This window comes from Streptomyces sp. AN091965, assembly GCF_022698285.1.
Taxonomy (GTDB): domain Bacteria; phylum Actinomycetota; class Actinomycetes; order Streptomycetales; family Streptomycetaceae; genus Streptomyces.
In genome coordinates this window covers 996726-1010354 of record NZ_JALDMY010000001.1, presented here as the reverse complement: position 1 = coordinate 1010354, position 13629 = coordinate 996726, and the positions used below count along the sequence as shown (strand labels likewise).

The following is a 13629-nucleotide window of genomic DNA, read 5'->3' as shown; positions in this document are numbered from 1 at the left end:
CGCGCAGCCCCGCGCCCGCGATCTCACGCCGGGGGAGTACGACCGGGCCCTCGGCGAATGGGCGGCGGGCCGGCCCCTCGACTGGCGGAGCCTGTACGCCCCGGGGACCCGGCCCGTGCGGATCGGCCTGCCGACGTACCCCTTCGCCGAGGAGAGCTACTGGGCGGGGCGCGGCACCGCGCCCTCGGCCGCACGACCGGACAGCACGCCCGGCGCGCACCCGATGCTGCACCACGCCCCGGACGGCACCCCGACGGCGTACCGCACCGTCTTCGACGGCTCCGAACCCTTCCTGAAGGACCATCAGGTACGCGGTCTGCGCGTCCTGCCGGGCGCCGCGCACCTGGAGATGGCCCGCGCGGCCGTCGCCCGCGCCACGGCGGCGCCGGGCCGCGTCCGGCTCAGCGACGTGGTGTGGCTGCGGCCCGCCGCCTGCGCCACGGACGACGGCCTCGACGTGCGCCTCGACCTGAAGCCGACGGGCCCGGACGCCTACGCGTACACGCTCCACACCGTCGGCCCCGACGGCGAGCGGACGCTGTCCAGCCAGGGCCGCGCACAGCTGGCCGAGGCGCCCGCCGAGCGTCCGGCGCTCCCGCTCGCGGACCTGCGCGCCGCCTGCGCCGGGACCTCCTTCACCGCCGCCGACCTCTACGCCCTGTACGACCGCGTGGGCATGGAGTACGGCCCGGCACAGCGCTCCCTGGCGACGCTGGCCGTCGGCACCGACACCGCGGGCCGCCCCCAGGCGCTCGCCGAACTGCGCCTGCCCCGCGCGGCGGAGACCACCGCCGCCTACGCGCTGCACCCGAGCATCCTCGACGGCGCGCTCCAGGCCACGATCGGCCTCGGGCTCGGCGGCGACGGCCACGGCACGGCCCCCGCGCGGCCCGCGCTGCCCTTCGCCCTCCAGGAAGTGGACGTCCTGGCCGCCACCCCGGCGACGGCGTACGCCTGGATCCGCTACCAGGACGGCAGCCGCCCCGGCGACACGTCCGCGAAGCTGGACATCACCCTCCTCGACACCGAGGGCCGGGTGTGCGCCGAACTGACCGGCCTGCTCGCGCGGGTGCTGCCCGCCGAGGCGGCCCCGGCCGCCACGGAGCACCCCGCGTCCCCCGCCGCGGCGGACGCCGCCGACACCACCCTCGCCGGGCGCGCGCTGCCGTATCTGCGCGACCAGCTCGCCGCGGCGCTCGAAGTCGACGCCGAACGCCTCGACGTCGACACGCCGTTGGAGTTCTACGGCATGGACTCCATGATGGCGATGGAGCTCACCCACCACCTGGAGGGCACCTTCGGGGAGCTGTCCAAGACGCTGTTCTTCGAGGTCCGTACGGTCCGTGCGCTCAGCGAGCACTTCGCGGAGGCGTATCCCGGGCGGCTGCGCGCCGCACTCGGCGCGACGGCCCCCGAGGCCGAGGAGCGGGCACCGGCTCCGGCGCGGACCACGCCCGCGCCGCCGCGCGCGGAACAGGTCACCGACATCGCGATCGTCGGCGTGAGCGGCCGCTACCCGCTGGCCGACGACCTCGACGCGTTCTGGCGGAACCTGCGCTCCGGCCGGGACTGCGTCACCGAGGTCCCGGCGGACCGCTGGGACCCCCGCGACCACGAGGGCACGTCCCGGTGGGGCGGCTTCCTCGACGGCGTCGACCGCTTCGACCCGCTGTTCTTCCGCATCTCGCCGCGCGAGGCGGAGTTCCTCGACCCCCAGGAGCGGCTCTTCCTGGAGACCGTCCACCACACCCTGGAGGACGCCGGGTACACCGGCGAGACCCTGTCCCGGCAGTCCACCGACCCCGACACCGGCGCGGGCCTCCTCGCCACGGGCAAGGTCGGCGTGTTCGTCGGCGTGATGTACGAGGAGTACCAGCTCTACGGCGCCCAGGCGCAGGCACGCGGCCACCGCGTGGCGCTCTCCGGCAGCCCCTCGTCCATCGCCAACCGGATCTCGTACTTCTACGACTTCCACGGCCCGAGCATGGCCGTGGACACCATGTGCTCGTCCTCGCTGACCGCGATCCACCTCGCCTGCGAGGCGATCAGGAGCGGCCAGTGCGCCGCGGCCGTCGCGGGCGGGGTCAACGTCAGCGTCCACCCGAACAAGTACGTGATGCTGAGCCAGGGCAAGTTCACCTCCAGCGACGGCCGCTGCCGCAGCTTCGGCGAGGGCGGCGACGGCTACGTGCCCGGCGAGGGCGTCGGCGCCGTCCTGCTCAAGCCCCTGGAGCGGGCGATCGCCGACGGCGACCAGATCCACGCGGTCATCAAGGGCACGGCCCTCAACCACGGCGGCAGGACCCACGGCTTCTCGGTGCCCGACCCGGCGGCCCAGGGCGACGTCATCACGCGCGCGCTCGCCCGGGCGGGCGTCGCGCCGCACGAGCTCAGCTATCTGGAGGCGCACGGCACCGGCACCTCCCTCGGCGACCCCATCGAACTGACCGGCCTGGTCAAGGCGTTCGGCCGCACCGCCGGGGCGGCCGGGCCGACCTGCGCGATCGGCTCGGTGAAGTCCAACATCGGCCACTGCGAGAGCGCGGCGGGCATCGCGGGCATCACCAAGGTGCTGCTCCAGATGCGCCACGGCGAGCTGGTGCCCAGCCTGCACGCGAGCACGCTCAACCCCCATCTGGACTTCGCCGGGACGCCGTTCACCGTGCAGCGCACCCTTCAGCCGTGGCGCGGGCCGCGCGTCGCGGGCGTCTCCAGCTTCGGCGCGGGCGGCGCCAACGCGCACGTGGTCCTGGCCGCGTACGAACCGCAGGCCGCCCCCGCCCCCGCCGCCGCGCCGCACCCCGTCGTCGTACCGCTGTCGGCCGCGACCGAGGACCAACTCGTGGAAACCGCGCGGCGGTTGCGGGCCCGCGCGGACGAGCTCGGCGAAGGCGACCTCACCGCGCTCGCCCGGACCCTGCAGACCGGCCGCGTCGCCCTGGAGGAGCGCCTCGCGTTCACCGCGGACTCCCTGGAGTCCGTCCGGCGCACCCTCGACGCGTTCCTGACCGACCCCGCCGCCACGGGCGCCTGGGCGCGCGGTCGTGTCCGGCCCGACCAGCCCCCCGTCAAGGCCGACGGCACGGTCACGGAGCCCCAGGAGGACGCGGCCCGCTGGGCCCGCGGTGAAGCCGTCGACTGGGACAGGGCGTACGCGGCGGACGGCACGGCACGGCCGCGCCGCCTCAGCCTGCCCGGCTACCCCTTCGCCCGCGAGCGCCACTGGCTCGACCTGGAGAGCGCGACGGGCGGCGAGCCCGCCACGCCCGGCCACGTGCTCCTCACGCACCCCGTGTGGGAGGCGGAGGAGGCAGGCGGCGCCACGGCCGCACGCGTGGCCGAGCACCATGTGATCCTCGTGGGCCGGTTCGCGCCGGGCGAGGAGTCCGCGCCGACCACGGCCCTCACGGCCGCGGCGCACCTGGAGACCGTGGCCCTGGCGGACGACGCCCCCTTGGACGTCGCGTACCTGACGGCGGCACGGCAGGTGTTCGCCCGGGCCCGCGCCCTGCTGACGGACGGCGTGCGCGGCGGAGCCCTGCTCCAGGTCGTCCTCGTCGGCGACCGGAGCCAGGAGGCGGCGGGCCGGGCCGCGTTCACCGGCCTCAGCGGACTGCTGCGGACCGCGGCCCTGGAGAACCCGAGGCTGCGCACCCAGCTCGTGGACTGCCTCGACGGCGCCGCGCCCGCCCTCGTCGCCGAGCGGCTGCGCGCGGAGACGGCCCCCGAGACGGCGCCCGAAGTCCGCTACCGCGCGGGCCGCCGTGAGGTCAGGCGGCTCGCGGAACTCCCCCCGGCGCCGGAGGCGGGCACCGCCCCGTGGCGCGCGGGCGGGGTGTACCTCATCACGGGGGGCACCGGAGCCCTCGGCCTCGTCACGGCCCGGGACATCGCAGCGGCCGCCCCGGGCGCCACCGTCGTCCTGACCGGCCGCTCGGCGCTCGACGCCACCCAGCGGCAGGCCCTCGACGAGCTGCGGGCCTCGGGCCTGACCGTGGACCACCAGCGGACCGACGTCACCGACCGCGCCGACGTCGAACGCCTCGTGGCGCACGTCGCGCGGACGCACGGGCCGCTCACCGGTGTCGTGCACGCCGCGGGCGTGCTGCGCGACGCCTTCGTCGCGCACAAGACGCCGGAGGAGTTCGCGCGCGTCCTCGCGCCGAAGGTCGCGGGCCTCGTCCACCTCGACGAGCTGACCCGGGACCAGCCCCTCGAGCTGTTCCTGTGCTACTCGTCGACGTCCGGCGCCCTGGGCAACGCGGGCCAGGCCGACTACGCGGCGGGCAACGCGTTCATGGACGCCTACGCCGCCCACCGGGGCCGCCTCGCGGCCGCCGGGGCGCGCCACGGCCTGACCCTGTCCCTGAACTGGCCTCTGTGGGCCGAGGGCGGAATGGGTGTGGACGCCGCCACCGAGGAGCGGCTGCGGCGGATGGACCTCGTCCCGCTGGACACCCGGAGCGGCCTGCGGGCCCTGCACGCCGGGGTCGCCGCACGCCGCACCGGCCTCGCCGACGGCCAGCTCCTCGTGGTCGCCGGGCGGCGCGCCGCGGTCCTGCCGCGCCTGACCGCGCGACCCGCGCGGGCGGCGGCCGGGGCCGAGCCGCGCGCCGGGGCCGAGCCGCGTGCCGGGGCCGAGCCGCGTGCCCTGGAGGTACCGCGGGCCGAGGCCGCCCCGACGCCGCCCACCGGTGCGGCGGGCGACGACCGGGCCCTGCTCGACCGCACCCGGCGCCATCTGCGCGCGCACCTGGCGGCCGGCCTCAAGCTCGGCGCCGACCGGCTCGACGCGGAGGTGCCCCTGGAGCGCTACGGCATGGACTCCGTGGTGGCGATGAACCTGATCGCCCAGCTGGAGACGGACTTCGGCACGCTGCCCAAGACCCTGTTCTTCGAGGTGCAGACGGTCCGCGAGCTGGCCGAGTACTTCGTGGCCGAGCACGGGGACGCCCTGCGCGCGCTGTTCGGCGAGCCGAACACGACCACGACGGCACCCGCACCGGCCCCGGCGACCGTGCCCGAGTCCGCGACCGAACCCGCACCCGCACGGGTACCGGCACCGCCCGCCCCCGAACCCGCGCGGCGCGAACAGGCCCGGCCCGCCCGGGACCCGCGCGACGACGGCGTCGCCATCATCGGCCTCGCCGGACGCTACCCGGGCGCCGCCGACCCCGACGCCCTGTGGGGCCTGCTGCGCACCGGCGCCGACTGCGTCACCGAGGTCCCCGCCGACCGCTGGGACCACGACGCGGTGTTCGACCCGGACCGCGACGCGCCCGGCAAGAGCTACGGCAAGTGGGGCGGCTTCCTCGACGGCGTCGACCAGTTCGACCCGCTGCACTTCGGCATCTCGCCGCGCGAGGCCGAGACCATGGACCCGCAGCAGCGGCTGTTCCTGGAGACGGTGTGGCAGCTCCTGGAGCGCAGCGGTGTCACCCAGGAGGCCGTCGAGCGCACGTACGGCCGCCGGGTCGGCGTGTACGTCGGCGCGATGTACCAGATGTACCGGGCCGACACCGCCGACGTGGTGCGCTCCGCCCTGACGTCGGCGGCCTCGTACAACCTCATCGCCAACCGCGTCTCGCACTTCTTCGGCCTGGAGGGACCGAGCCTCGCCGTGGACGGCATGTGCGCGTCCTCGGCGGCGGCCATCCACCTGGCCTGCGCCGATCTGCTGCGCGGCGACAGCGAGCTGGCGATCGCCGGAGGCGTGAACCTGACGGTCCACCCCGACAAGTACCGGGCCCTGTCCCGGGCCGGCCTGCTCGGCAGCCACCCCGGCAGCCGCAGCTTCCGGGACGGCGACGGCTATCTGCCCGCCGAGGCGGTGGGCGCCGTGCTGCTCAAGCCGCTGGCCGCCGCCCGCAGGGACGGCGACACCGTCCTCGCGGTCATCAAGGGCAGCGCCTCGCTGCACGGCGGCCGCGCGGGCCAGTTCATGGCGCCGAGCCGCAGGACCCAGGTGAACGTGGCCCGCAGGGCCCTGGAGAAGGCGGGCTGCGACCCCGCGTCGATCGGCTACGTGGAGGCCGCGGCCAACGGGTCCGCGCTCGGCGACGCCGTCGAGGCGGGTGCGCTGCGCGAGGTGTTCGCCGACGTCACCGAGCCGATCGCGCTCGGTTCGGTGAAGTCCAACCTGGGCCACCCCGAGGCGGCCTCCGGCATCGCCCAGCTCACCAAGGTCGTCCTCCAGCTGCGCCACCGGGAGCTGGCACCCCGCACGGCGGTCGGCACGCCCAACGCCGAACTCCGCCTGGACGACGGCCCGTTGCGGCTGTGCGAGACGCTCACGCCGTGGGAGCCGCGTACCGGCTCCCCCCGGCGCGCACTGCTCAACTCCGTCGGAGCGGGCGGCAGCCACGTCAGCCTCGTCGTGGAGGAGGCGCCGGAGCCCGAGCACGTGGCGGCGGCGCGGCCGCAGCCGGGGCAGCCGCAGCTGATCGTGCTGTCCGCCGGGGACCCCGAGCGGCTGCGCACCGCCGCCCGTCTGCTGCACGACTTCGTCGAGCGGGCCGACGTACCGGACGCGGACGCCGCCGCCTGGCTCGCGGACGTCGCCCACACGCTGCGGACGGGCAGGGAAGCCCTGGCCGAGCGCCTGGCGTTCGTCACGGAGTCCCGCGCGGGCCTGCTGCGCGCGCTCGCGGAGTTCCTCGCCGACCGGTCCGAGTACGCCCAGCTGTACCGGGGCGACGCGGAGGCCGGGGCCGCCACCCTGGGCGACCTGCTCGCGGGCGGCCACGGCGAGGCGTTCGTCCGGGCGCTCGTCACCGACGGCGAACTCGACCGGCTCGCCGAGCTGTGGGTGCGGGGCGGCCGGATCCCCTGGCGCGGCCTGTCCGCGGGGCAGGGACGCCGACTCGTGGCGCTGCCGACGACGGAGTTCCGGCGCAAGCGGTACTGGGTGGGCCACACCGGCACCCCGACGACGCCTCCCACGCCCCATACGCCTCCCACGCCCGACGCGGCTCCGCACACCGAGCTGCCCGACCCCCTCACCCACCCCGACCCCGATCCCGTCACCGAGCCCGAAACCGAAGCCGGAACCCACGACGGCGGCACGCACGACGGCGACATCCTGCGCTACCTCGCGGACTACTTCAGCGACGCCCTCGGCTTCGCCCCCGGCGAACTCCCGCTGGACAAGGACCTGCACAGCCTGGGCGCCGACTCGGTCCTGTGGGTGCGCCTGCGACGCGCGGTGGAGGCCGACCTCGGCCTCACCCTCACCACGCGGGAGATCGTCGAGCTCACCACCCTGGAGCGCATCGCGGACCGGCTCGCCGCGAAGCGCGGAACCCCGCAGCCACCCCACGTACCGGACGTACGCGAAGCACGGACCAAGGCACTGGAGGAGTTCCGCCAGGGCCACGTCGGACTCGAAGAACTCAAGTCACTCATGAAGGAAGCACCGGGCGCGTGAACGAGGATCAGATTCTGGCGGGCTTCAAGGCGGGCCTCTGCACCGCTGAGGACGTGCTCGCGTTCTACGAACGACTCCAGGACTCCGCGCAGGCGGGCGTCACCGACCGGCGTGCCCTCTCCGAGGGCCAGAAGGGGCTGTGGCTGCTCCACAAGCTGCGGCCCGCGTCGGACGTGTACAACGTCCCCGTCTGCTTCCGCACGTCGGCGCCGTTCGACGTCGACGTGTTCGCGGAGGCCTTCCGGCAGGTGACGTCCCGGCACGCGCTGCTGCACAGCGTGGTCGTCGAGGACGAGGGCACCCCGTACCTGGTGCGGCGCCCGGACGGCGAGGAGGCACCCTTCCGGCACCAGACCGTGCCGCACGGCCTGCCCGACGACGTCCTGGTCGCCCTGGCGCGCGAACAGGCCAAGGCACCCTTCGACCTCCACCAGGAAGGACCGGCCCGGGCCGTCGTGTACACGGCGGGCACGGCCGACGCGCCGCGGACGCTCGTCCTGCTCGTCCTGCACCACCTGGTGTTCGACGGCGCGTCCACCCCCGTGCTGCTCCGCGACCTGCTCCGCACCTACGACACCCTGCTGCGGGGCGACGCCCCCGAGCCCGCGTCCGCGCGGCACGACGCCTACGACGCGTTCGTGCGCTGGGAGGCGGACTTCCTCGCGGGTCCCGACGGCGCCCGCCACCGCGCGTTCTGGCGGGACACCCTGGCGGGCGACCTGCCCGTGCTGCGCCTCGGCATCGAGCGCGCCCCCGCGCCCGGCACCGCCGTGGTGGGCGAGACGGTCACCCAGCCGCTGCCCGAGGCCCTCGCCGCGCGGGTGCGCGACCTGTGCGCGGACCGCGGCGTCAAGCCCGCGGTGCTCTTCCTCGCCGTGTACGAACTGCTCCTGCACCGCTACAGCGGCGAGCGCGACCTCGTCGTCGGCGTGCCGTCCCTGGGCAGGCCGGACGCCACCTACGACGAGGCGGTCGGCTACTTCGTGAACATGCTGCCCGTGCGCCACGGCGTGCGCGGCGACGTGCCGTTCACCGACTTCGTGCGCGACCTGACGCTCGTCATGGCCGACGGCCTCGACCACGCCGCGTACCCGTTCCCGCGCATGGTGCAGGACCTGAACCTGCGCACGGACCCCGACACCTCCCCGGTCTTCCAGGTCTCGTACGTCTTCCAGAACCAGCGCATGATGCGGCTGACGGACGGCGACGTGCACGGCCTCGACCTGGCCCGCTCGCTGCGGTTCGTGGAGGAGATATCCCAGGAGGGGGAGTTCAAGCTCCACCTGGAGGTCGTCGAGCACGCCGCCGACGCCTACACGCTGCACCTCAAGTACGACGCCGCGCGCTTCGACGCGGCGGACGTCGAGCGCTTCCTCGGGCACTACGAGACCCTGCTGCGCGCCCTGGTCGACGCCCCCGGACAGCTGCTGTCCGAGGCCTCGCACCTGTCGGACGACGAGCTGCGCCGGTTCGACGCGTGGAACGACACCGCCCGCCCCTTCTCCGCGGAGCGCAGCCTGCCCGACCTCCTGGCCGACGCCGTCGCCCGGCACGAAGAGCGCACCGCCCTCGTGTACGGCGAGCACTCCCTGACGTACGCCCAGTTCGCCGCGCGCACCGACGCCCTGGCCGCCGAGCTGCGCCGCCGCGGCGTCACCGCGGACACGGTCGTCGGTATCTCCATGGAACGCTCCCTGGAGATGGTGATCGCCCTGTGGGCGGTCATGAAGGCGGGCGGCGCCTACCTCCCCCTGGAGCCGGACTACCCGGCCGAACGCATCCAGTACATGATCGAGGACTCGGGCGCCGCCCTCGTCCTCACCCAGTCCGGCACCGACACCTCCGCCCTGACCGGGGCGCGCACGGTGCTCCGCCTGGACGCCGAGGGACGGCCGCTCCCCGGCGGCGCCCCGGGTGCCCAGGACGTGGGCGCCCCCGCCCGGATCGCCCCCGGCGACCTCGCGTACGTCATCTACACCTCCGGCTCCACCGGCCGTCCCAAGGGCGTCATGGTCGAGCACCGTGCGGCCGTCAACCGCGTCGAGTGGATGCAGAACGCGTACGCGCTGACGCCCGACGACGTCGTGCTCCAGAAGACGCCGTTCAGCTTCGACGTCTCCGTGTGGGAGTTCGTCTGGCCCCTGATCACCGGCGCGCGCCTGGTCGTCGCCGCACCGGGCGGCCACAAGGACCCCGCGTACCTGGTGTCGCTCATCCGGGCCGCCGGGGTCACCACCGCGCACTTCGTGCCGCCCATGCTGCGCCTCATGCTCGACCACGAGGGCTGGGCCCGCTGCACGTCGCTGCGCCAGGTCTTCTGCAGCGGCGAGGCCCTGCCGCCGGAGCTGCCCGCGCGCCACTACGCCCAGCACCGCGCGCTCCTGCACAACCTGTACGGCCCCACCGAGGCCGCGATCGACGTCACCCACTGGGCCTGCCCGCCCGACGCCGCGGACCGCACGGTGCCGATCGGCCGCCCGATCCAGAACATCCAGCTGTACGTCCTGGACGACCTGGGCCGGCGGCAGGCCGTCGGCTGCGCGGGCGAGCTGCACATCGCGGGCGTCGGCCTGGCCCGCGGCTATCTGAACAACCCCGGCCTGACCCGCGAGCGCTTCGTCCCGAACCCCTTCGCGGCGGACCCGGACGCCCGCATGTACCGCACGGGCGACCTCGTCCGATGGCTGGCGGACGGCACCCTGGAGTACCTCGGCCGCATCGACAACCAGGTCAAGCTGCGCGGCTTCCGCATCGAACCCGACGAGATCGAGGACCGCCTCTCCCGCCATCCCGCGGTGCGGGCCTGCGCCGTCGTCGTCCGCGAGGACAGCCCCGGCAACCCGCGGCTCGTCGGCTACGTGGTCCTCGACACGGCGCACACCGGGGAGTTCCACGACGCCCTGGTGCAGCACCTCGGCCGGGCGCTGCCCGAGTACATGGTCCCGGGCGCCCTGGTCCGCCTCGACGCCCTGCCGCTGACCGCGAACGGCAAGCTCGACCGGAAGGCACTCCCGGCCCCCGACGCCGACGCGTATGCCGTGGCCGGTGACCGCGTCGATCCGCGCACCCTCACCGAGCGGACCCTGCTCGCGGTCTGCGCGGGCCTGCTCGGCTTCGACGAGGAGCGCATCGGCGTCCACGACAACTTCTTCGCCCTCGGCGGGCACTCCCTGCTCATCCCCAAGCTGACCGCGCGCCTGCACGATGCGGGGCTGGAGTGCGAGCTGCACAGCGTGTTCGCCGCCGCCACGCTCGCCGACCTGGCCACGGCCATCGACGCTGCGCACGCCCCGGAGGACCCCGACGCGCCGGACGCGGCCCCGGCGGGGACGGCCTTCACCGTCCCGCCGAACGGCATCCCCGCGGACTGCGACCGGCTCACCCCCGACATGCTGCCCCTGGTCTCCCTGACCGACGACGAGCTGGCGGCGATCGTGGCCGCGGTGCCCGGCGGCGCCCCCAACGTCCAGGACGTGTACCCGCTGGCGGCCCTCCAGGAAGGCATGCTCTTCCACCACCTCAAGGAGAGCGGCCGCGACCCGTACGTGCTCTCCGGCGTGTTCTCCTTCGAGAGCAGGGTCCACCTCGACGGCTTCGTGAGCGCCCTGCGCGCGGCCGTCGCCCGGCACGACGCGCTGCGCACGGCGATCCTCACCCAGGGCCTGTCGCGGCCCGTCCAGGTCGTGGTGCGCCGCGCCGACCTCGACCTGGAGGAGTTCGAGGTGCCCGCGGGCCGCGACGCCGAGGAGGAGATCCGCGCCCTCCTGGCCCGGCCGCAGGCGATGCGCCTCGACCGCGCCCCGCTGATCCGGCTGCGCGCCGCCCGGCAGCCCTCCACGGACACCTGGTACGCCGCGCTCAACCTGCACCACGTCATCGACGACGCGACCTCGCTCGGCCTGCTGTTCCGGGAGGTCGTCGCCCACATGACGGGCCGCGCCGGGGAGCTCGCCCCGCCCGCGCCGTACCGCGACTTCATCGCCCAGGTGCAGCACCGCGCGCGCGAGTACGACCCGGCGGACCACTTCCGGGACCGGCTCGGCGACGTCACCGAGCCCACCGTGATGTTCGGGCTCCAGGACGTCCACGGCGACGGCCGCAGCGTCCTCGACCTGCGCCGTCCGCTGGACGCCCGCCTCGGGGAACGGATCCGGGCCTGCGCGAAGGACCTGCGGGTCAGCCCGGCCACGCTGTTCCACGCGGGCTGGTCCCTGGTCGTGGCGGCGTGCGCGGGCCGCGACGACGTGGTCTTCGGCACCGTCATGTCCGGCCGTCTCCAGGGTCCGCGCGGCATCGAGCGCATGCTCGGCAACTTCATCAACACCCTGCCCGTGCGCGTCGACCTGACGGGCACGAGCGTGCGGGACCTGGTGAGCGCCACGGACCGGACTCTGCGCGACCTGGTGCGCCACGAGCAGACCCCGCTGGCCGTGGCCCACGGCCACAGCGCCGTGCCGCCCGAGACGCCGCTGTTCAACGCGATCCTGAACTACCGGCACCTGGAGTCCGACGACCGCATCGACGACTCCGAGCTGGAGCGCGCTGGCGTCAAGTCCCTCGCGGGCGTCATCGAGCGCAGCAACTACCCCATCGCCCTGTCCGTCGACGACCTCGGGCACTCCTTCTCGCTCGACGCGCAGATCGACCGGGCCCAGGACGCCGAACTCGTCATCGGCTACCTGGAAACCGCCATGGAGGGCCTCATCGCCGCCCTCACCACCGAGGGCGCCGAGCAGCGCCCGGCCCTGGACCTGCCCGTCCTGAGCGACGCCCTGCGCCACCGGGTCCTCGCCGAGTGGAACGAGGTGCCCGCGGCCGAGCCGGTGGCGCGTCCCCTGCACGAGGGCTTCGAGCGGATCGCCGCCCGGACCCCGGACGCGGTGGCGGTGGAGTTCGAGGGCAGCCGTCTGTCGTACGGGGAGTTGAACGCGCGGGCGAACCGTCTCGCGCGTCATCTGCGCGGTCTGGGTGTGGGCCCGGACGTGCTGGTGGCGCTGTGCCTGCCGCGCAGCGAACACCTCGTGGTCGCCGTGCTCGCGGTCCTGAAGGCGGGCGGCGCCTACGTGCCCGTGGACCCGGCATCCCCGGCGGACCGCCTCGCGCACATCCTCGACGACAGCGCGCCTCGCGTCCTGGTCATGGACGGCGTGCTGCCCGAGGGCCTCGCCGTCCCGTCGGTCCCGGTCGTGGACGTCCGCGCGGACGCGGACCAGTGGGTGACGCTGTCGGCCGACGACGTCACGGGTACGGGTGTGGGTCCCTCGCACGCGGCCTATGTGATCTACACGTCGGGTTCGACGGGCGTGCCCAAGGGCGTGGTCGTCGAACACCGCAACGTGGTCCGCCTCTTCACGTCGACGGACGACTGGTTCCGTTTCGACGAGCACGACGTGTGGGCGCTGTTCCACTCCTTCGCGTTCGACTTCTCCGTGTGGGAGATCTGGGGTGCGCTGCTGCACGGCGGCCGTCTCGTGGTCGTACCGCAGGCCGTCACCCGTAGCCCGGAGGACTTCTACGGGCTGCTGTGCGAGACGGGGGTGACGGTCCTCAACCAGACTCCGAGCGCTTTCCGGCAGCTGATCGCCGCACAGGGCGACGACGCCCGGCCGCACGCCCTGCGCGCCGTGGTCTTCGGCGGCGAGGCCCTGGAGGTGGCCTCGCTCAAGCCGTGGCTGCGCCGCCCGGTCAACAAGAACGCCCGGCTCGTGAACATGTACGGCATCACCGAGACCACCGTGCACGTCACCTACCACCCCCTCACCGAGGCTGACCTGGACCGGCCCGTGAGCCCCATCGGACGCCGCATCCCCGACCTGCGCACCTACGTCCTGGACCCGCACGGCCGCCCCGCCCCCATCGGCGCCGTCGGCGAGCTGTACGTCGGCGGCGAGGGCGTGGCCCGCGGCTACTTGAACCGGCCGGAGCTGACGGCGGAGCGGTTCCTGGAGGACCCGTTCCGCGAGGTGCCGGGTGCGCGGATGTACCGCTCGGGTGATCTGGCCCGCCGGCTGCCCGACGGCTCGCTCGAATACCTGGGCCGCAACGACGATCAGGTGAAGATCCGGGGCTTCCGGATCGAGCTGGGCGAGATCGAGGCCCGCCTCGCCGAACACCCCGCCGTCCAGGACGCCCGCGTCCTGGTGCGCGGCTACGACGACCAGGACCAGCGCCTCGTCGCCTACGTCGTCCCGTCGGCCGACCAC

The 13629-nt window shown here is 74.7% G+C and carries 1 protein-coding gene and 2 pseudogenes (1 of these 3 cut by a window edge); all 3 read left to right on the top strand.

The window, feature by feature from the left end; genetic code table 11:
- Positions 1-7426 carry the 3' portion of an SDR family NAD(P)-dependent oxidoreductase gene (locus MQV74_RS03930; protein WP_278194081.1) on the top strand. Its footprint begins 6797 nt before the window's first position, so 7426 of the gene's 14223 nt are visible here — the last part of the coding sequence; its start codon lies beyond the left edge, outside the window; its stop codon occupies positions 7424-7426.
- Positions 7423-8874 (top strand): annotated as a pseudogene (locus MQV74_RS41515) (condensation domain-containing protein); the annotation flags it as partial. The gene MQV74_RS03930 and the pseudogene MQV74_RS41515, both read left to right, overlap by 4 nt.
- Positions 8851-13623, top strand: a pseudogene (locus tag MQV74_RS41510) (amino acid adenylation domain-containing protein); the annotation flags it as partial. The pseudogenes MQV74_RS41515 and MQV74_RS41510, both read left to right, overlap by 24 nt.
- Positions 13624-13629 lie beyond the last annotated feature (6 nt).